General features: G+C 62.6%; 18 protein-coding genes. 10 read left to right on the forward strand and 8 right to left on the reverse strand.

The genetic code is table 11. The features are described 5' to 3' along the window. Window positions 1-102: 102 nt before the first annotated feature. From KF712_19135 to KF712_19150, 4 genes are read right to left on the reverse strand one after another with little or no spacing between them, the layout of a single operon-like run. On the reverse strand, window positions 103-1521 hold the full coding sequence (locus KF712_19135) for a DUF4340 domain-containing protein (protein ID MBX3743107.1): 1419 nt from the start codon (window positions 1519-1521) through the stop codon (window positions 103-105). Between the two features lie 49 nt (window positions 1522-1570). After that, window positions 1571-3475 (reverse strand): Gldg family protein, encoded by a 1905-nt coding sequence (locus KF712_19140; GenBank protein ID MBX3743108.1) that lies wholly within the window; start codon window positions 3473-3475, stop codon window positions 1571-1573. 36 nt (window positions 3476-3511) lie between these two features. Further along, window positions 3512-4237 (reverse strand): ABC transporter permease subunit, encoded by a 726-nt coding sequence (locus KF712_19145; GenBank protein ID MBX3743109.1) that lies wholly within the window; start codon window positions 4235-4237, stop codon window positions 3512-3514. Between the two features lie 30 nt (window positions 4238-4267). Continuing rightward, window positions 4268-4996: an ATP-binding cassette domain-containing protein gene (locus tag KF712_19150; protein ID MBX3743110.1), complete on the reverse strand. Its 729-nt coding sequence runs from the start codon at window positions 4994-4996 to the stop codon at window positions 4268-4270. A gap of 181 nt (window positions 4997-5177) precedes the next feature. Here KF712_19150 and KF712_19155 point away from each other — a divergent pair, with 181 nt between their 5' ends. Continuing rightward, a complete protein-coding gene (locus KF712_19155) occupies window positions 5178-5762 on the forward strand; it encodes an LON peptidase substrate-binding domain-containing protein (GenBank protein MBX3743111.1) in 585 nt (194 codons plus the stop codon). A gap of 101 nt (window positions 5763-5863) precedes the next feature. Here the strand turns inward: KF712_19155 and KF712_19160 are convergent, their stop codons facing one another. Next, on the reverse strand, window positions 5864-7540 hold the full coding sequence (locus tag KF712_19160) for a DEAD/DEAH box helicase (protein ID MBX3743112.1): 1677 nt from the start codon (window positions 7538-7540) through the stop codon (window positions 5864-5866). A gap of 224 nt (window positions 7541-7764) precedes the next feature. Here KF712_19160 and mutL point away from each other — a divergent pair, with 224 nt between their 5' ends. From mutL to KF712_19185, 5 genes are all read left to right on the forward strand, one after another. Then, entirely contained in the window at window positions 7765-9516 is a 1752-nt protein-coding gene (gene mutL / locus KF712_19165) for a DNA mismatch repair endonuclease MutL (protein ID MBX3743113.1), read from the forward strand. A gap of 292 nt (window positions 9517-9808) precedes the next feature. Beyond that, window positions 9809-10576 (forward strand): hypothetical protein, encoded by a 768-nt coding sequence (locus tag KF712_19170; protein MBX3743114.1) that lies wholly within the window; start codon window positions 9809-9811, stop codon window positions 10574-10576. A gap of 244 nt (window positions 10577-10820) precedes the next feature. Next, window positions 10821-11561, forward strand: coding sequence for a hypothetical protein (locus KF712_19175; protein MBX3743115.1), 741 nt, complete (start codon window positions 10821-10823; stop codon window positions 11559-11561). A 35-nt stretch (window positions 11562-11596) separates the two neighbouring features. Then, window positions 11597-12127, forward strand: coding sequence for a hypothetical protein (locus tag KF712_19180; protein MBX3743116.1), 531 nt, complete (start codon window positions 11597-11599; stop codon window positions 12125-12127). A 4-nt stretch (window positions 12128-12131) separates the two neighbouring features. Next, window positions 12132-13157 carry a hypothetical protein gene (locus KF712_19185; GenBank protein ID MBX3743117.1) on the forward strand — a complete coding sequence of 342 codons (1026 nt, stop codon included), beginning with the start codon at window positions 12132-12134 and terminating at the stop codon, window positions 13155-13157. A 1-nt stretch (window position 13158) separates the two neighbouring features. Here KF712_19185 and KF712_19190 read toward each other — a convergent pair whose 3' ends face one another. Beyond that, the gene (locus KF712_19190; GenBank protein MBX3743118.1) at window positions 13159-13761 is read right to left on the reverse strand and encodes a hypothetical protein; all 603 of its coding nucleotides are present in this window, start codon (window positions 13759-13761) and stop codon (window positions 13159-13161) included. Window positions 13762-13842: 81 nt separating this feature from the next. Between KF712_19190 and KF712_19195 the strand changes: the two genes are divergently transcribed. Genes KF712_19195 through KF712_19205 form a run of 3 tightly spaced genes read left to right on the forward strand, consistent with a single transcriptional unit; the run spans window position 13843 to window position 16903 of the window. Next, window positions 13843-14259 (forward strand): hypothetical protein, encoded by a 417-nt coding sequence (locus KF712_19195; protein MBX3743119.1) that lies wholly within the window; start codon window positions 13843-13845, stop codon window positions 14257-14259. Beyond that, window positions 14256-14792, forward strand: coding sequence for a hypothetical protein (locus KF712_19200; protein ID MBX3743120.1), 537 nt, complete (start codon window positions 14256-14258; stop codon window positions 14790-14792). The genes KF712_19195 and KF712_19200 overlap by 4 nt, the downstream gene beginning before the upstream one ends. Further along, the gene (locus KF712_19205) at window positions 14789-16903 is read left to right on the forward strand and encodes a hypothetical protein (GenBank protein MBX3743121.1); all 2115 of its coding nucleotides are present in this window, start codon (window positions 14789-14791) and stop codon (window positions 16901-16903) included. The genes KF712_19200 and KF712_19205 overlap by 4 nt, the downstream gene beginning before the upstream one ends. A gap of 3 nt (window positions 16904-16906) precedes the next feature. Here the strand turns inward: KF712_19205 and KF712_19210 are convergent, their stop codons facing one another. Beyond that, on the reverse strand, window positions 16907-17611 hold the full coding sequence (locus KF712_19210; GenBank protein MBX3743122.1) for a hypothetical protein: 705 nt from the start codon (window positions 17609-17611) through the stop codon (window positions 16907-16909). A 48-nt stretch (window positions 17612-17659) separates the two neighbouring features. Then, window positions 17660-18541 (reverse strand): EamA family transporter RarD, encoded by an 882-nt coding sequence (gene rarD / locus KF712_19215; protein ID MBX3743123.1) that lies wholly within the window; start codon window positions 18539-18541, stop codon window positions 17660-17662. A 276-nt stretch (window positions 18542-18817) separates the two neighbouring features. Between rarD and KF712_19220 the strand changes: the two genes are divergently transcribed. After that, window positions 18818-19249, forward strand: a complete 432-nt coding sequence (locus KF712_19220) for a deoxycytidylate deaminase (GenBank protein MBX3743124.1) — start codon at window positions 18818-18820, stop codon at window positions 19247-19249. Window positions 19250-19357 lie beyond the last annotated feature (108 nt).

Consider the following 19357-nt stretch of genomic DNA (forward strand, 5'->3'; position numbering starts at 1 on the left):
TTCTCCCTGATGGGAGACAGTGCAGTGGTGATCTCCCTCTGCCTCCAAACAGAAATGGCCCGGTGTCACCGGGCCATTTGAATTGATCGGATGTGAAAGGGATTACTCCTTCTCAGGGGCTTCGGCGGGTTTCTCTTCAGGTGCCTTCTCTCCCTCCGCTTTCTCATCGGCGGCGGGGATGCTGACCGGAGGGGTGACCGCTTCGACCGGCTCCGTCACCGCTTGGTTGGCCGGGCCGCTTCCCGGGACGATCATGCCGGGAGGGAGGTTGAAACCTCCTCCTTGGGGAGCGCCCTGGGCACCCTGATCCTGTGGCTGGGGATCGGGCTGCTTCGTGAGGGTCGCGCGGTCTTTGAGCAGTTGCTCGAAACTGGCCTTCGCCACCTGGAAGGTGTAGGGCGCGAATGCCTTCACCCTGGCCAGCGTATCATTCAGCTCTTTGGTGCGCGTGGCGAACGCTTCATCCTTTGCCTTGGCGTCCTCCGGCTTTTCGCCTTCCTCCTTCTTCCGTTCCTTGGGGATGTCCGCCTCCACGGCGACGGTCACCAGATAGGTGTCTTCCGCGGCGGGGGAGGGATCTTCCGGGTTGGAGGATGCGGGTTTGTCCGCCGCCTTCGATGGGGTGAAGGTGATGGTGTAGGTGATGCCTTCGAAGGTCTTGATGCTGGCCACGCGCTTCTGGTCCGCGACGGCCCGCTTCTCCACCTCGGCCTTGGTCACGACATCGTCGAAGCGGTTGTAGGCGAGCAGGCTCTTCAGGGAGGTGGCGGCCGCAGGGTCGATGGCCTCACCGGCGGCAGCTCCATCAAGGGTGAATTCGGCGTCTTCCTTGTCCCGCACCACTTTCCAGGCGATGTCTTCCTTGCCCGGTTGGGTCACGGAGATCGACTGGATCTTCTCGACGCGGAGGAATTCGTCCGCGGCGAGCCAGCTTTTCGGTTGGTCGCTGAGGCTGGAGAAAAGCTCGCTGACGGCGTAGAAACCGGAGTCATCCGCATGGTTGCGGACAAAGCGGCCGGTGGATCCGCCGCCTGCCAGCGGAACCCCGCTGCCGGATGCGGATTCGATGTTCTTGCCGACGGTGATGTGGGCCAGTTCCTTTCCGGCGGAGTCCTTGAAGGTGACGTTGATGCCGCGCTCCTTCGGATCCTCCGAGCTGTCATCCATGCCGAAGCGTGCGGCGAAGGACGGGCCCGCCTGCATGCTCTGGGCGATCTTGAGTTCACCGACGGTCCGGAGCAGATCGTTGACGCTGTTCACTCCGCCTGACTTCGCCGGGAAGTTCTCGCGCTGTGGGATGACCCACTTGCCGTCCTTCTTTTCAAGTGTCACGGAGGAGTCCGCGCCCTTGATTTCAACGGTGGTGACATCGCCGGCGGGGAAGGACTCCAGCAGGGTCTGGCCTGCGGCGCGGTTCGTTGCGCTTTTGATCTCCTTGTCCTTTCCGCGTTTGATGAGGGCGACCGAGGCCGCCAGTACGGCGGCGACGATCCAGAGGATGATGACCTGACGTTTGTTCATGGGAAAATGGGGAAATTGCTTTGGTTGGGTGACTCGGGTTCCCGCGGTATCAGCGGGCACGGGTGGATGACCGGCGCTTCAGGAAGAGGCCGAAGCCGAAAAGGACGACGAGGGCGGGCATGGCGGCCACGTTCAGCAGGGTGATCCTGCCGCCCAGTTCATCTTTCTGGCGGCGCAGTTCCTTCTGCTGGTCGCGGACCATCCGCGCGTAGTTGACCTGCTCCGCGCGCAGCTTGCGGATCTCAGCCTCCTGCTCCGGGGAGAGGTAAAGCTCGCTGCCCTGCGTTTTCTGCGCCTGCAGCTCGGAAAGCTTCCGCTGGGCTTCCTTCTGCTTGTCCTCGAACTCGGTGATCTTCGCTCCCACGCTCTTGTTGAATTCCGCTTCCATCTCCTGGACGACCGTGAACGGCCGGCGGAGGGCGGAACGGGAGCGGGAACCGATGAGGTGCTTCGAACCGATGGCCTGGTCGATGATGTTGAAGAGCATCGTCGCGTTGCCATTCATGGGGCTGGCCATCTGCATGCCCCCGAAGTTCTGCACGTTGTAGGCGAAGCGGTCATAGAAAGCGTCCACATCCGCGATGAGGAACACGTTGCCGTCCTGCGCGCTTTCGGTGAGGTGGGTGGGCTTGGCGGCTTCGCCTTCCTTCTTCTCTTCTTCTTTCGGTTCCTCCCCGTCCGCGGTTGGCTTGCCCTTCGGGAAGGCGGTTTTGAACTTCCCGCTCAGGTGGGTGACCAGATCGAATGCCTTGCCCTCCGGCTTGAGGGAGGTGGCTAGGCTCGGGTCGATCTGGGATGCGCGGACGGCATCCACGAATCCGGCTTCGGTGGAGGAGCGGATGAGTGTGTTGACGGACACCCCGCTGCCGCCCGTGCGGCTGAACGCGCCGGGGAGGAACAGCACCACGGAGCCGAGGTCCTTGGTGATCACGTTGTCCTTCTGGGGCATGGAGGACTGCGGCAGGGAAAGCACGGCGAGTCCCTGGCGGTTGCCACCGAGAGCGGTGGAGTGCGTGGGATCCGCCAACACCTTCACGGACTCGAAGGAAACGCCCCATGCGGGCAGCAACTCCGGCAGGTTGGAGCTGACCGGGGTACCCTGCTGGCCCATCATCGGGTTGCTGTTGCCGCCCAGCATCTGCGCGGAGACGGAGAAGGCATCGAGGGCGGCGACCACGGTGCCGCCGCCGAGAAGGTACTGGTCGATGGCGAATTCACCTTCCGGAGTGATGCCGGCGGGGTGGAAGACGAGGAGGACCTTCAGTTCCTTGGGATCCAGCTCGGTGTGGTTCAGCGGCAGGTACTTCACCTCATAGGACTGCTTGAGCTGCTGGAAGACGACCCAGGCGGGGGTGCCCTGCTGGCCGGGCATCATCGCCGGCTGGCCGGCCAGGTTGAAGGCGGACATCACGCCCACCACCGGCTTCTTCGGAGTGCTCACCTCGGAGATGGCCTTGGAGAGTTCATACTCGAACATCGTTTCCTGGTTCGGATCGAGGAACGGGAGGACGCGGGTTTTGTCCAGGCACGCCACGGCGATGCCGAGGTAGAGGTTCTCGTCGTTGATGCGCTGGCCGCTGATCTCATCCAGGTTGGCGGAGTCCTCCGCGTCCGTGTCCGGCTGCGGGTCGATGTTCTCGATGCGGATCTTGCCGTTGGAAAGGGAGGCATACTCCTTCAGCAGGTCGTCCACGCGCCGCATGTGGATCTTCAGATCCTCCGGCATGTAGGGGGAGTTGCGGGTCGCGTAGTAGCGGATGACGACCGGGGTATCCAGCTCCGAAACCAGACCCCGAGTCCCTTCGGAGAGCGTGAGGATCTTGTTTTCGGTGAAGTCCACCCCCTTGTTCCCGAAGGGAGTGAGGGAGATGAGCCAGTTGGCGAGGATGGCGATGGCGGTGAGGGCTGCGATGCCGAGGGCCGCCCGGGTAACCGGATGTGTGGTTTTGGCCATGGTTGGTGGAGGAAAGGAATATTGGGTTGCGGATGGTCAGGCGCGCTTGGCCGAAAGGATGGCGCCGGTGCCGAGGAGGGGCAGGATGATGAGGCTGCCGAACCAGATCAGATCCTGGACGCGGAACAGCCCGCGGGTGAGCGAGCGGAAATGCTCCCAGACGCCGAAGGAGGTGAGTACCTCGACCACCGAAGGAGCGGCGATTTTCCGCAGCTCCGTGACGACCGGCTCATAGGCGACGATGACCATGATGGCGCAGACCGCGGAGGAAACGATCAGGCAGACGACCTGGTCCCGGGTGCAGGCGGACACCAGCATGGTGATGGCGATGAACGTGCAGCACACCAGGAAACTGCCGAGGTAGCCGGAAAGGATCGCCCCGTTGTCAGGCTCACCGAGATAGTTGACGGTGATGACGATGGGGAAGGTGAGGAGCAGGGCGAGGAACCAGACCGTCGCCGGGGCCAGGAACTTGCCGATGATGGCGCTCCAGGTGGAGATCGGCATGGTGCCCAGCAGCTCGATGGTGCCGGTGCGCTGCTCGTCCGCCCACAGTTTCATGCCGACGGCCGGTGCCAGCAGCATGTAGAGCCAGGGATGCCAGGCGAAGAACGGCCACTCCAGGGAGGCGTCGCCCGCGGCGATGAAAGCGCCGAACGAGAAGGTGAAGCCCAGCGCGAACAGCAGGAAGATGACGATGATCGCGTAGGCGGTGGGCTGGGTGAAGTAGCTTTTCAGCTCGCGTTTGTAGATCGTGAACATGGATTTGGGAAAAGATGGGCTGTTGGGGGATCAGGCTGCTGCGGTGTCCCGGGTGGTGACGGAGCGGAACAGGTCGGTGAGGGAGCCGGTGCCGGAACGCTCGATCAGCTCTGCGGGGGTGCCGTCCGCGACGATCTTGCCGCGGTCCACGATCACGGCGCGGGTGCAGGAGGCCTCCACCTCCTCCAGGATGTGGGTGGAGAACAGGATCGCCTTGTTCTGGCCCAGCCGCTTGATGAGCTGGCGGACCTCGTGCTTCTGGTTGGGGTCAAGGCCGTCCGTCGGCTCGTCCAGGATCAGCACCTCCGGGTCATGGAGCAGCGCCTGGGCCAGGCAGGTGCGGTGCCGGTAGCCTTTGGAAAGGGTGTCGATCGACTGCCGTGCCACGCTTTGGAGGAAGCAGGTCTCGATGGCTTTTTCCACCGCATCGTTGCGGTCGCTCCCGCGCAGCCCCCGCACGCTGGCGCAGAACTTCAGGAAACCGGTGACGGTCATGTCATTGTAGAGGGGGGCGGACTCCGGCAGGTAGCCGATTTTGGTCTTCGCCTCCGCCGGCCGGTCCGTCACGGAGATGCCGCAGACCTTGGCTTCGCCCGAGGTGGGTGGGAAGAACCCGGTGACCATCCGCATGGTGGTGGACTTGCCGGCGCCGTTGGGTCCCAGGAATCCCAGCACTTCTCCCTTTTTCACGGAGAAAGACAGGTTGTCCACGGCCACTTTGGTTCCGAAGGATTTGGTGAGGTTTTCGACTTCGATCATGAGAGACGGAATGATTGGTGAGACAGGCGTCTTAGCGGCGCAGGTCCGGATTGCTGTTTGAAAAAACAGGGTGGGCGATCTTTTCAAGCCAAAAGCTCACGGATACGGTTGCGCGCGACACCCTGCGGTGTTTATCTGATGGGAAATGTCAGGGTTGGAACTTCCGGAAAGATGCGGTGTCATGCTGTTGCCGGACTGCACCCTGTTCCCGCATGGCGGTCTGCCGCTGTATATTTTCGAGCCGAGGTACCGGCGGATGCTGGAAGAGGCCATGGAGGGGAACTGCTTCTTCGCCGTCACACGGCTGCTCGGGGATGAAAGCACCCGCCCCGCGGACTGTTCCGCCCCTGTGGGAACCATCGGTCTGGTGAGGGCCTCGCGTGAGCAGGACGACGGGACCTCCCATCTGCTGCTGCACGGGGTGATGAGGGTGCGTTTCCTGCGGTGGCACTCGGATGAACCCTATCCCTCCGCCACCATCGAGCCACTCGTTTCCCATTTCCAGCCGGAGCATCAGGCTCAGGCAGCCATGCGGACGCTCCGCGGGGCGGTGGAAGACTCCATCAGCTCCCTGCCGCAGGTGGTGCGGGACGGCATCCTCGCGTTGATCGACCGGGCGGACACCCCCGCACTCATGACGGACATCGTCAGCCAGCAGTTCGTCCATGAACCCGACCTGCGCCAGCGCCTGCTGGAAATGGACGCCGTGGCGGACAGGATACCCCTCATCTGCCAATACCTGCACGAAGCCAGCGGCGGGAACTGACGTTTCTTCCGTTTGGAAAGAAACGCCGGTGATGAATGGACACAAAGAAGGGCGGACATCGCCCGCCCCTCTCCGATATGGGAGATCATCCGATCACGCGATCACTCCGGTCCGCGGTCGTAATCGATGCGGAACGGTCTGCCGCGCAGGCGGGCGTTGCGGGTGCGCTGGAGGACCTGGTCGGCCATTTCCGCCGGGACATCGACGAGCGAGTGCTTCGGGAAAAGGGTGATGCGGCCCAGGCAGCCGTCCGGCAGACCGGCTTCCCGGTACATCATGCCGACGATCTCCTTCGGCAGCACGCCGTGGGTCTTGCCCAGCGAAAGGAACAGGCGGGCCATGCCGGGTTCCCTGTCGATCGGGCCGCGGGCACCGCGTTCCGGTCTCGGGCCACGGTCCTCCCTTTCCTGGAACGGACGGGGCTCGCGCACGGGGCGGGCCGGGCGTTCACGCTCGCGGTCCTCCTCGATTGCTTCGCCCTCGCGGCCGGAGGATTCACGCAGCATGGTGACGAGCGCCCCGGCGATATCCGTGGGGGTGTGGCCCTGCTCCAGCAGGCGGTCGATGTGTTCCTGGTGGGAATCAAACTTCCCGGACTCCAGGCGTTCCTTGAGCTGTTCGAAGATGAGGTCGGCGCGGCGGCCCTCCACCTGCTCCACGGACGGGATCTTCTCCCTCTTGATGACCTGGCGGATATAGCGCTCGATGGCCTGCAGGCGGTAGATTTCACGGCCGAAGACGAAGGAAACGGCGCGGCCGGAGCGTCCGGCGCGGCCCGTCCGGCCGATGCGGTGGACGTAGTCCTCCGGGTCCGTCGGCAGGTCGTAGTTGAAGACGATGTCGATCTCATCGATGTCCAGGCCCCGTGCGGCCACGTCGGTGGCGACAAGGAGTTCCACGGAGCCGTCGCGGAAACGTTTCAGCGTGCGCTCCCGCATCTGCTGGGTGATGTCCCCGTGCAGGCGGTCGGCGGCGTAGCCACGGTTGATGAGGTCTTCCGTGCACTCGTCCACGGAGCGCTTGGTGTTGCAGAAGATGATGCCCAGCCGTGGCGGGTTCATGTCGAGGATGCGGGAAAGCACCTCCACCTTCGAGCGCTGGCGCACCTCGAAGTAGGACTGCTCGATGGTCGAGACGGTCTTCGCCTTCTGCTGGATCTCCACCTTCTGCGGATCGTTGCCGAACTTCTGAATCAGCCGGGACACGCCGGGATTCATCGTCGCGGAGAAGAACAGCGTCTGGCGGTCCGCGGGGAGGGCGGCGAGCAGCTCGTCCATCTCATCCTTGAAGCCCATGTCCAGCATGCGGTCCGCCTCGTCGAGGACGGCCATGCGGATGTTGGACGGATCGAACGATCCGCGGCGCAGGTGGTCCAGCAGGCGTCCGGGCGTGCCGACGACGAGCTGGGTGCCCATGCGCAGGGCGCGGAGCTGGCGGTCCATCGGCGCACCGCCATAGACGGGGGTGGCGTGCAGGCCGGGGAGCTTCGCACCCAGGCGGTGGACTTCCTCACAGACCTGCACGGCGAGTTCGCGGGTGGGGCACAGGATCAGGACCTGCGGCACGGCCAGCTTCACATCCAGCTTTGCCAGCGCGGGCAGCGTGAATGCGGCGGTTTTTCCCGATCCGGTGGCGGAAAGGCCCAGGATGTCCTTGCCTTCGAGGGCCGGAGGGATGCTGAGCGCCTGGATCGGCGAAGGTTTTTCATAACCCAGCGCCTCGACGGCGGCGAGGAGCTGGTCTGGGAGTCCGAGTTCGGAGAAAGGAGGCGTATCCATAAGACGTGCGATGCTGAGAACGCCTTTGGAAAACGGATCCGTTGGCGCGGGACGCAGACGCAAACGCTGTTTCGGTGGAGAACACAAGCACGGAATGAGTGTTTTTCCGGGCGGAAAGACGGCTCCGAGTTCTGGTATGCCATCTGTCCTCACGGAGAGGGTTGGGGATTGATGCCCCGGAGGAAGACGGGTTAATTCGGGGCGCGATGCCAAAGATCCGGGTTTTGTCAGACATCCTCGCCAGCCAGGTGGCGGCGGGGGAGGTCGTGGAACGCCCGGCGTCCGTGGTGAAGGAGCTGGTGGAGAACAGCATCGACGCCGGGGCGGGGGAGATCCGCGTCGATACGGACCGGGGGGGCGCGGCGCTGATCCGGGTGAGCGATGACGGCTGCGGGATGTCGCGGGAGGATGCGCTGCTGTCACTGGAGCGCCACGCGACAAGCAAGCTGCGGACCTCGGCGGACCTCGGAGAGATCCGCACGCTGGGCTTCCGCGGAGAGGCGGTGCCCAGCATCGCCAGCGTGTCCCGTTTCCGCATGGTCACCCGGGAGCCCGGGGTGGATGTGGGGACTGAAATCTCCGTCGATGGGGGAAAGGTGAGGGATGTGAGGGATGCGGGCTGCGCCCCCGGCACGGTGATCGAGGCGAAGGCGCTTTTCTTCAACATGCCGGCGCGGAAGAAATTCATGCGCGCGGAAAGCACGGAGTCCGCCCACATCGAGCATCAGGTGAGGCTCCACGCGCTGGCCGCTCCCCGGGTGAGGTTCCGCCTGCGGCGGGATGACCGGGAGGTATTTGATCTTCCTCCCGCCGACTCCGCCATCGGGCGGGTCCGCCAGATTGTGGGAACGGACCTGGCCCGTGAGCTGATCACGGTGCCTGAAACCCGCGGAAATGGCGTGACCGTCTCCGGCCTGCTGCTGCCTACAGGCCATGCGCGGAAGGGACGGCGCCACCAGTTCGTCTTTCTCAATGGCCGGCCGGTGGAGGATCCCGTGATCTCCCGGGCGCTGGTGGAGGGTTTCCGGGGTGCGCTGGCGGAGGGTATGCACCCCGCCGCCTGGCTGTGGATCGATCTGGAACCGTCGTTGGTGGATGTGAACGTCCACCCGGCGAAGAGGGAGGTCAGGTTCCGGCGGCCGCTCGATGTGAAGGATGTCATTGTCGAAGCCGTGGCCGACGCCTTGCGTCCGCCCCCGGCACCCGTGGTCCCCGCAGCCGTCGTGGTGCCGGTGGCGGATGTCGCTTCCGGCCCCTCATTCCGGCCGGTCCGGGAATCCGCGCCCGTGTTGAAACCATGGGCGACCGTCACCAAGGCGATCCAACCTCCGCTGCCGGTTTCCGCGCAGGGGCAGGTGCTCCCGGATGCGGTGGAAGTGCCGCTGGAAGATCCGGCCCCGGCCCGTTTCCGCGTCCTGGCCCTGCTCCACCAACGTTATATCCTGTTGGAAAGTGTGGAGGGGCTGGTGATCTTCGATCCGAAGGCAGCCCGTGAACGGATTCTCTACGAAGAACTGCTGCGCCGCCATGGGGAGGGCATATCGGTCCAGGGGCTGCTTGTTCCGGTCTTGATCGAACTGGATCCACGCGACCTGGATGTGGTTCTGAACGAAAGACAAGCACTCGGTGACATCGGGATCGAAGTGGCCGGATTTGGTGGGAACACGCTCCAGATATCAGGACTCCCGGCATCGATCCCCGTGGACCAGCCGGTCGTTTTCATGCGGGAACTTCTGGACGAACTCCTCCACGATGGGGTTCCGGGGAAACGCTTTGCCTTCGAAAGGCTGGCGAAGCTGCTGGCGAAAAAGGCCGCCCAGCCGGTGAAGGCCAGCCTGAAGGAAGCGGCGCCTTTGCTGGATGAGCTGTTCTTGTGTGAGCTTCCCTATTGTGCGGCGGATGGCAGGCCGACTTTGAGCGAGATCAGCCTCCAGGAGTTGGCGAGACGCTTCAGCGGTGGCAGGGAACTTCGTTGAACCAAACATTAAAGATTTTTAAAATATCTTGATTTTTTAGATGAATAGGTTACTTCCCGGGAAGTTTGGACCCGGATCGGGAAAATGACACCTCCCGTTCATCAGGTGGCTGTGAGGGTGTAACCCGCATAGGGTGAGGAAAAAGAGGCGGCGACAGGTGAGTTTTAAATTTGTTCAAATAAATTCATTTTTTATTTGTTAAGATTTCAAAATATTTTTAATCTCCGCGCATTCCGAAGGCATCTGTGTTCGAGTTTTTTGCGCGCAAATGACAAAAAATTTAATAGCGGTGATGGGATGGATCGTTGTCAGTCTCGCAGGGACTGACGCATCGATTCTTTTCAGCGACCGGCTGGAAGCAGCGCATCAGGGTCTTCTTGAAGACCGCAGGTCGGCGATCTCCTCCCTGAGCGATCCATTCGGAGTCCCCCGGGTGGCCCGCAGGGTGGCGGAGCAGTCCGAAGACAGGATCCGGGCGAACATGCCATGGAAACGGAACATCACCGCCACCGTGTTCTGGGTGGGGGAGCAGCCTTCCGGGAACAACCCGACCCCCAACGTGAAGAGCGCCTGGGACCAGAGCTGGCAGGCCAGCTTCGGCGGGTATGATCACCCGGAGGAGCGGAACGGCTATGCTCCGGTGGGTTTCGCTCCGCGGTTGAACCCTTTTTACGTGGCGCTTCCCTACAATGACATCGGGAAGGATGGCCGCCACCGGCCGGAAGCCAGCGAGGTCATCCCTTGGTTCTGGCGGAGCTACCGGGGCGACAATGTGTCCGTCTGCAAGGGACGGTGGCTTGTGATCCATCACGGCGGACGTGTCTGCTATGCCCAGTGGGAGGATGTGGGGCCGTTCGAAACGGATCATTTCCAATATGTTTTCGGCAGCGAACCTCCGCGTCCGAACCGCAACCATGGGGCGGGCATCGATCTCAGTCCGGCTGTCCGGGATTTCCTCAACCTCCGCAGCGGAGCCACGGTGGAGTGGCGTTTCGCCGAGGATTACGAAATTCCCGCCGGTCCTTGGAAATCATGGAGTGATCCCTCCGCCAACCGCTGAATGGCTTTCCTGCCACCGCTGTCAAAAACCCACACCCCGCACATCCGCCCCTCCCGTCTTCACGTAATATATAATTTCAGGAGCAGGACTATGATAGGTGCTGCTCCGGCCGGTCTGGATCAGGTATTCTGTCCCGAATCGGCACGAACGGTGAAGACCGCACGTGCCGCTCTGATCCAGATCGGCGGCTTCTCCGGCCATGGGCTGGCGGAGCGGCGGATGCCACACACTTTCACACCCAGCCATGAAAACAAGCCGCGCAGCCGCCGCCATACGGGCGGTTGCACTCACCATCTGCGGGATCTGTGCCGGAAACGTCCGGGCCCAGGATCCACCGGTGCCGGTCGGATCCCTGTCCGCGACGCCGACGTACGTCCAGATTGGCGAGAGGCCGTTGTTGAGCTGGGACATCACCTACCCCGCGGTGGTGAAGGACATCATCAGGATCACCCCTCCGGGCACCTGCACTCCGAAGGTGAAGGTGGCGATGGACGTGCGGGTCATCGGGGCTTCCGTCAAGGTTGTCTGGACCAACCTGTGGGGGCAGATCACCCGCTGGGAATGGGCTCCGACCGAAGCCCAGATCAGCATCAACAACGGCAACTATTCCCGCATCTTCTACAACACCCAGGACAAGGTGAATCCTTCGACGGTGGTCTATACCGGCACCATCCAGCCGGGGAATGACATCAACTTCGCCGGGCGTTACTATTTCGACGGCTGGTCAACGCAATTCAGATCCACCAATCCGAACGGAAACGTCGTGGCTCTGGTGACCGGTGACATGCCACCCACGACCACGCCACTCTACCAGCAGCCCACCATCGACGATTTCATCCGCCAGTATCTGGACGGACAGGGACGCGTGAAGATCGGGCCGAAGGATGTGATTTACCTGATGGAACTCACCCACACCAACAAAAACGACGGTGGGTTCGACCTCCAGGACCTGGCGCTCCTGGTAACCTTCCGGGAGGTCAAGTGACCTGCCGCCGATGCTTTCCAAAACCACCCCCCCTCATGAAACGACACCTCATCCTTGGAACCGCCGGTCTGGTGATGGCCATCACCGCGGCCTCCGCACAGCAGAAACAGCAGATGCGCGATGCGGCGACCCACGAGCAGCTCGCGGGCGTTCTGAAGCAGCAGCAGGCCAATGATCCGCTCGGCGAGCTGCCACGCCAGGAAGGGAAGGATCCCAGCAAGGAAAACGTCCCCCAGGACCTCATCAGCCGTTCGGACGTCCTTTGTTTCAACGGCATGGCGACCCTGGTGCCCAAGAAGTCGATTCTGGCCCTGCCCGCCCGCTTCGCGGACCGTGTCGGGATCCAGCCCGGAGCCAAGCTGGTGGGCTGGAATGAATTTTATGCCGCGAACCGCGGCTGGCTGACATCCCAGGAGATCACGCTCGCCCAGGCACGCGGAGAGCACCCGTTGGAGGAGGCGCTCAATGAACGTCTGGCGAAGAGCACCAACGTCGTCGTCTCCACCTTGCAGGGCGGTCCGATTTCGAAGCTGCAACCTACCCCCCCAGCCCCCCCAACCAACTGATCTGATGAAAACGAGCTTTTTCCGGATTCTTTCGGCCACAGCTTTCACGGTCGCGTCCCTGTCCGCCCAGACGACCTATACTTACACCAATTTCATCCGGCAGATCCAGATGCCGTCCGGTGTGGAGTGGGAGTTGAGCAACATCAGCGCAAGTGGCGAGCGCCAGTCCGGCCTGTCCGTGGCGAATGACGGCGCGCGTTTCGAGCTGTGGACGGTGAAGTCCAACCCCCTGACCTCCTATCTCCTCGACAGCAAATTCGTGGGTGCCTACATCCCGTCGGCCACGCTGACGATCCGTTCCGAAGACACCTACACCACGATACCCAGAACGCGTGCGGACCGTCCGTTCTGGGTGGATGTGAATGTCACGGGGCTTTCGTCCGATGCCACCGCCCCAGCCGCCGCCAGGAGCGTGACCTTCCTGCAGCATACGCAGTCCTATGGGACCGGCGGTCTGGGACTCAATCTGGACCGGCTGCTCGCCACGTTGCTGTCACAGGTTTCCATCACCGGCAATGGAGAGCGGCGGTTCTCTTTCCAGGTGACGTCCATCGCGGGAGCGGACCGCACCAAGGTGAGGGGGGAGGAGCGTTTCTCCATCTTCTCACTTCCTGATCTGCTTTCACCGGCCTCCCAACTGGCCTCCCAGTACATCCAGATCTGGCCGGTCGCGAACGGCAGCATCTCTGGAATTGCGGAGGGGGAGGTGTTCCGGGCGAAGATCCGGACGCTGACCGTGGCTGCCAACGACCTGTATCCGGACTCCCGGGCGTATCTCCAGATTTACAAGGGGCCGGCCGTTCTTGGTACGGAAGGGATCGTGGTGCCCTCGTCCGTCATGCTGGGGGACGCCAACGTGCCGAAGGATGATGCCCGCCCGGTAGATCTGGACCAATACGTGACTTCAGACGGGACCTGGACGGTGGAGCTGCTCACCTCCACTCCCTTCGGCATCGACCGTCTTGCTAAACTGACCTTCCAGGTGAGCCGCAGCCTGCATGTGAACAGCATGCTGGGAACCATGGAATGAATCACTTTTCCGGTGAAGCGAGAACCTGCCTGATCTCCTCCCTCAGATTGTCGTTGCGGTAGATCAGTGAGAATTTCGATTCACGCTTTTTCCGCAGGAGATCCTCCACCTCCGTGAATGCCAGCAAAATGAACAACCCCTTCACCGGCTCCCGATGAAACGACTGGGTTTTGGTGGCGAACTGGTCGCTGACCGTCCTCTGCTGGAGGTTGTTGGTCAGCTTGCCCTGTTCCGCGGTGACCTGCTTGCGGAGGTCTTCGAACCTTCCTTCCATGATCTGGGGGGAGGCTTCCGGATCGAAGTAATGGACCGTGATTTCGTAAAGCTTGCCCCCGAGGAACCGGCCTTCGACGGAGCCGGCCTGGGTGTCCGGCAGGAAGCCCTTCCGCGGCTGGATTCTGAGCACCCGCAATGCAGGTTGATCCCCCGGGAGAAAAAGATTAACGTCCAGCGAATGTCTCCCCGCCCAGTCAATCAGTTTCTGCGGAGAATCACCCCATTGCAGGCCGAACGGAGGTTCGAGGATCGCCTGGCCGACCGCGGTGCGGGCCGCACACAGCAGGAAGATGAGGATCAGTCCGGAAATCCTGGCGGCACCTGTCACACGCGCACTTTCCGCAATGTCGGCGGTTTCCGCAAGCCGGGATCCCGCCGGGGCTTCGTCCTTGTTGAAGCGACGCTTTCCATGGCGATCCTGACGATCCTGGGACTGGTGTTGCTGAAGCTCTCGCTCAACGTCCTGCATCCCCGGCAATGGGCGCTCCAGCAGACGGTGACGGACGCCTACATGACCTATGAGCGGGCCTACGCGCAGCGGGTGCCCTTTGACACCATCACCTCCAACACGTCTCCCTGGCCCATTTATCCGAACACCACCCAGAGTACGGTCGAACTGGGCCGCCTGCCCGGTGACCGGCCCATCACCGGGACCGTTTACCGCTCGCGCACGGCGGATCCGGGGAACCTTCCGGCGGATGGCGGGACCGGCACCGCTGCCTCCAACCCCGCCGGGATGAAGGTGTGGCGTCTCCAGAGCGTGGTGAGCTACCAGATCGGTGGCCGCCAGTACATCAAATCCCGAACCATCGTCCGCACGCAATGAAACTCCGGCACCGTGCGATGAGGAAGGGGATGACCTTGGTCGAGCTGACCCTCGCCATGGGCGTGGGGATGGCGATCGCCGCCATCGTCCTGCTGCTCGTGAACCAGCAGATCGCCTTTCTGAGGATCCTCGGAGCCCAGAGTTTCCTCAGCGAGGAAGCGCCGATGATCGGCCTTTACGTGGGGAAAATGGCGGGAAAGGCGGACCGCTTCCGGCTCCATGACAATATTTCCGATGCGCTGGCCGGAAGAAATCCCAGGCTGACGGCATCCCCGGTGATGCTGATGAACTTCCGCCAGCCGGATGGAACGATGCGGTCGGCCATCCTCGCCTTCGAGAAAAAGGATGGCAGGGACGAACTCAACTACTACCTGGTACCGGAATCCGCGAGCCCCACCCTTGGAACGCGGCAATGGTCCATCACCCGCAAGGCGGCGAATGTCTCGTTTTTTGTGACCGATGGCATCCTCCGCATGCAGCTCACGGGGCCGGGACAGGAGAGGCTCACTTACTCGGGAACCATGCAGCAATGAAGACGAATCCGAAACACCGCCTCCCGGGGGGCTATGTCGCGTATGTGATGGTGATCTCCACCGCCGCGATCCTCACCTTCATGCTGATCTTCGCCTACAAGCGGGCGCTGCTCTCACAGTCCGTCCAGTCGGACATCCAGCTCAGGATGGACTATGGCGAGAAGGAAGATGTCATCCTGCGTTCCATCGTGGCGATCACGCCGAACCGGGCGATGAGGGCGATGCAGAATGGATCCGCCGCATCGGGCGCGGCGAGGGATTCCCTGCGGTGGCAGAACATTTTCGCGGACGCCGTCATCCAGGCGAACGCAGGCACCTCCATCACCACGGACGGGAAGAAGAACATCGGCCAGACGAACAGCGTTTCGTCGAACGCCGGAGATGGGGCGTTGGGCACCACCAACCTGATGTTCGGCAACGTTCATGGAGCGGCCAGCACCGTGTATGTGACGCCAGGAATCAACCGCACCGCTTCCACCGGCTTTCCGGAGGCGCTCGTCTCCACCGACGGCACGGTGAACACCAATGACCTGGTCTATCCCATCATCGCCAACAACAAGAACTACAGCGGCCTGGCGGCGAAGCAGTACAAGACCCTGCAATACCCTGCGATCAATTTCGGATACGCGAAGCCCGGCGAGAACTTCCTGGCGAAGAGGAACTGGTGGGGGTTCTCGATGGATCTGGCGGACCATGACGATGGGTTGACCTCCGCCGCCCTGTCCCGCAGGCAGTTCGTGCTCTCCATCTACGAGGTGCCGTCCCAACTGGCGATCTCCGCCTCCTCCTTCGTCAATCTGGGGAAATACAAGGACGGGGTGGACTGGAACAACATCGACATCTCGGGGAATGTCTTTGCGGACAGTGCGGTCGTGGAAGCCGGCGTCACACTGCCCGGCCTTTCCACACGGAGCGGTCTGACACTCAGCCGGAATGCGACGGTCGGTGGGCAGAAGTTCGACGGAAATCCTTTCCAGCCGGGAGTTCGCGAACAGTTCGAGGTGGCCAACGGCGGGTATTTCCCGATTTCCATGCCCTCGGAAAGCGGACGCGCGGCGTTCATCCCCATCAACCGTGGGGAGGATTTCTTCGACCGCCATTCGGTGACAAACGATGACGAGACCAATACCCTCTCCACCACCCGATGGAACGAATACAGTTCCGGGGCGAAGCAGTGCGCCATGCGTCTGGATGTCACGAAGGTGACCGCCGGGACCTCCCCGTCACCGACGGAATTCAGGTTCGAGTACTACAAGGGAGGCTCACGGCGCTCCGATCTCTTTCCTCCGATCCAGGGGAATGCCACCTCACTCCCCATCGGTTTCGTCAAGGTGGCCAACCGGAATGAGACCTACACCTTCACCGAGCCCGTGGATGTGGCCTACGGCACCACTTCAAAGCTCTATTTCAAATCGGGTGTCTCCGGTGCCATCACTTTCAGTGATGCCGCCTTCGGATGGTCGGGCAGCGGGACCCGCGTGGGCTACTACCGCCCCCGTGTGCCATTCACCACGGCGGTGGGACCGCAGGGACGGATTTGTGTCTCCGTCTTCCCGGAGCGATTCCCGAAATTCCTCGCGGCGATCGGTGGGGACAACGTGACGGTGAACCATTCCCTGGTGGTCAATTCGGACTACCGTTCGAATGTTCTGGTGAAGAAACCTTCGTTCCCTGCCGCGAGCGGGGATTTCGGCCTCATCCTCAATGAATGCGCGAATCTTTCGTCATTCACGAAGGGTTTCTCCCTGGTGACGAACTACCGGCTCTACATCGGCAGTGATTTCAACACCGTCAGCATCGCGGCTCCCGCGGCTTACAGCGGGACGCTCCCATATTATCCGCCATGTTCCCTGTTCGCTCCGGAGAAGCGGTTCGGCGCGGATTCCTCCCCCTACAGCGTGGGGGTCACCGGGCAGATCGGGTCGCTGGCTGCCAAGGACGGCGATACTCCCGCAAGGCCGCTGGATTCACGTGGCATCAACGACGGTCTGCTCAACCCGGCGAACACCACCATGAACTTGCGTCCGCTCATCGACCCGGCGGATCTCCCGCCGGTGACCATGATGAACTGGCTGGTGGTGATCGAGGAACGCCGCAGGGAGTTCTGGTGATCTTCAGCCGGCGTGGAGGATGCGCCCGCAGTTTTCGCAGGTGGCGCGTTCCGAGGCTGCCTGCACCTTCACCACGGTGGAGGCGATGAGTTTCATCTGGCAGCCGCCGCACCGGCCGCCGTCCAACATGGGGGCGACGGCGAGGCCATCCTTCGTTTTCATCAGCCTCTCGTAGTAGGCGAGCAGGGAACCTTCGATGTCGGCGGCCAGCGGCGCCCGTTCCTCCCGGACTTCATCACGGGTGGCGGTTAGGCGTTCCTTGCGTTCACGGATGCCTTTCAAATCCTCATCGATCAGGCCCTGGGTGTGCTTCCTCGCGGTTTCGGCATCCGTGAGGACTTTCCGCAGCCGGTCCACCTCCTCCATCAGTTCCAGCTCCTGGGTTTCGAGTTCATCAACCTCCTTCTCATACCGGGTGACCTCGTGGCCGAGCGCCTGGAACTCCTCGTTCTTGCGCGTTTCGAACTGCTGGTTCTTGAGGCGGAGGATGCTGGTCCGGCGGGTATTGGCATCCAGCTCGACCTTTTTCACCTTCAGCTCGGCTTCGCGGAGGGCATCGTGGGCTTTCGTGACCGCGGCTTGGTCGGCGGCGAGCTTCGCGTTCGCCCGGGCCTCGTCCTGGGGGAGTTTGTCCAGGTCTTTGGCGAGCGCCAGCAGGCGGCGGTCACGGTCCTGGAGAATCAACAACGAGCGCACTTCATCAAGCATGCCCATGGGTAGCCGCCCGCCGGGCGAGGGGCAAGCCCCGTTCGTGGCTCAAGCCACCGGGGTTCTCCGCGCACGCATGGCATCCCACGCGTAGATGAGGACGGCGGCCCAGATCAGCGCGAAGGAGGCCAGGCGCAGGCTTCCCATCTCCTCCTGATAGAGCAGCCAGCCGATGAGGAACTGGATCGTCGGCCCGATGAACTGGAGGATGCCCAGCGTGGTCAGGCTGATCTTCCGCGCCGCGTAGCCGAAGCACAGCAGCGGTGCGGCGGTGGCCACCCCGGTGGCGGCCACCAGCAGGAACTGGGACGGGGAGGTGCCAAAGGCATCCGCAGGGGTGGAGGAATGGAGGATGAGCCATCCCAGGGCCAGCGGTGCCAGCAAAACTGTCTCCGCGGTGAGTCCTGCCAGCGAGCCGAGAGGGGTGCGCTTGCGGATGACGGCGTAGAGGGAGAACGTCACCGCCAGCGTCACCGCGATCCATGGGAACCTGCCGATGGCCTGCACCTGCAGCAGGACGCCGCAGAAAGCGATGGCGATGGCGGCGAGCTGCCCCCGGTTGTGCCTTTCCCCGAACCAGAGCGCGCCGAACAGCATGTTGAAGAACGGATTCAGATAGTAGCCCAGCGCGCCCTCGATGATGTGGTCGTTCAGCGTGGCCCAGATGTAGAGCAGCCAGTTGGAGGACAGCATGACTCCGGACAGCAGGTGCCAGAAAACGGCGCGTGGGGATCTCAGTCCGGCGGAGAGCGAGCCGGTCTCCCGCCGCAGGCGGAGAATCAGCAGGAGGATCACCAGCGACCAGAGCGTCCGCTGGGCGACGATCGAGATGGGAGGCAGGAAATGCAGCAGCTTCCAGAACACCGGAAGCACACCCCAGAGAAAGAAGGCGGCGATGGCGGCCAGGACTCCGGAGCGGGATGGGTTCACTTCCGCGGAATCTGGCGGCGGCCGGTGCGGAATCCAAGAGGGAATGTGTCCAGGTGGGGAAGGGTGGTACAGTAGCAAATGGTAGGGCTGGCCTGGACTGGGACCGCGGAATTCATTCCGCCCCGTAGAATCCAGCGAAACCAAGCGGAATGAATTCCGCGGTCCCAGCCCGGAAGTATCGGCGCGCCCGGCGGTCGCGGCCTACCGTATTCCAAAGGCCGCCACGCCCCAAGGGTTGCGCTTGGCAACGTCCGGACGGACGGCCAATGTCCACCCATGTCTTCCGAGCGTCTTTCGATCCCCCGTTACGCGATGGCGCTGGCGCATGTCGCCAGCCTTCGGTCGGAGGATCCGTACCGGAAAGTGGGGGCCGCGGCGCTTGATTTCGACAACCGGGTGATCGGAACGGCCTACAACGGCCTGGCTCCGGGGTTCATCGCTCCGGACGGATTCTGGGCGGACCGCGATGCCCGGCAGAAATTCATGCTCCATGCGGAGATCAACCTCTGCAGCCTGTTCAAGCGGGGGGAGGTGAAGCTGGTGGCCACCACCACCATGCCCTGCACCGCCTGCATGCAGACCCTGTGTTCCTATGGAATCAAGGAGATCTATTATCACGAAACCTACCACGTCTCCGATGCTCCGGAAATCGCGCGGATCTACGGGGTGAAGCTGGAACAGATCACGGACTACCCGATGGTGAAATGAATCCCGGCCACAAATCCGCGTCCACCCGGCGCATCATCACGGCTACGGAATAGACTCATTGGAGCGCGGACTTCAGTCCGCCCCGGAGAATCCGGACTTTGCGAAACC

It is taken from the genome of Akkermansiaceae bacterium, from assembly GCA_019634595.1.
In the GTDB taxonomy this organism is placed as follows: Bacteria; Verrucomicrobiota; Verrucomicrobiia; order Verrucomicrobiales; family Akkermansiaceae; genus Luteolibacter.

What these genes read in the sequence shown, in the direction of transcription:
- KF712_19180 (MBX3743116.1), top strand. Translation starts at nt 11,597, where the DNA reads ATGAAACGACACCTCATCCTTGGAACCGCCGGTCTGGTGATGGCCATC.
- KF712_19155 (MBX3743111.1), top strand. Translation starts at nt 5,178, where the DNA reads ATGCTGTTGCCGGACTGCACCCTGTTCCCGCATGGCGGTCTGCCGCTG.
- KF712_19195 (MBX3743119.1), top strand. Translation starts at nt 13,843, where the DNA reads ATGGCGATCCTGACGATCCTGGGACTGGTGTTGCTGAAGCTCTCGCTC.
- KF712_19210 (MBX3743122.1), bottom strand. Translation starts at nt 17,611, where the DNA reads ATGCTTGATGAAGTGCGCTCGTTGTTGATTCTCCAGGACCGTGACCGC.
- KF712_19150 (MBX3743110.1), bottom strand. Translation starts at nt 4,996, where the DNA reads ATGATCGAAGTCGAAAACCTCACCAAATCCTTCGGAACCAAAGTGGCC.
- KF712_19160 (MBX3743112.1), bottom strand. Translation starts at nt 7,540, where the DNA reads ATGGATACGCCTCCTTTCTCCGAACTCGGACTCCCAGACCAGCTCCTC.
- KF712_19175 (MBX3743115.1), top strand. Translation starts at nt 10,821, where the DNA reads ATGAAAACAAGCCGCGCAGCCGCCGCCATACGGGCGGTTGCACTCACC.
- KF712_19170 (MBX3743114.1), top strand. Translation starts at nt 9,809, where the DNA reads ATGGGATGGATCGTTGTCAGTCTCGCAGGGACTGACGCATCGATTCTT.
- KF712_19200 (MBX3743120.1), top strand. Translation starts at nt 14,256, where the DNA reads ATGAAACTCCGGCACCGTGCGATGAGGAAGGGGATGACCTTGGTCGAG.
- KF712_19145 (MBX3743109.1), bottom strand. Translation starts at nt 4,237, where the DNA reads ATGTTCACGATCTACAAACGCGAGCTGAAAAGCTACTTCACCCAGCCC.
- KF712_19135 (MBX3743107.1), bottom strand. Translation starts at nt 1,521, where the DNA reads ATGAACAAACGTCAGGTCATCATCCTCTGGATCGTCGCCGCCGTACTG.
- KF712_19140 (MBX3743108.1), bottom strand. Translation starts at nt 3,475, where the DNA reads ATGGCCAAAACCACACATCCGGTTACCCGGGCGGCCCTCGGCATCGCA.
- KF712_19185 (MBX3743117.1), top strand. Translation starts at nt 12,132, where the DNA reads ATGAAAACGAGCTTTTTCCGGATTCTTTCGGCCACAGCTTTCACGGTC.
- KF712_19205 (MBX3743121.1), top strand. Translation starts at nt 14,789, where the DNA reads ATGAAGACGAATCCGAAACACCGCCTCCCGGGGGGCTATGTCGCGTAT.
- KF712_19220 (MBX3743124.1), top strand. Translation starts at nt 18,818, where the DNA reads ATGTCTTCCGAGCGTCTTTCGATCCCCCGTTACGCGATGGCGCTGGCG.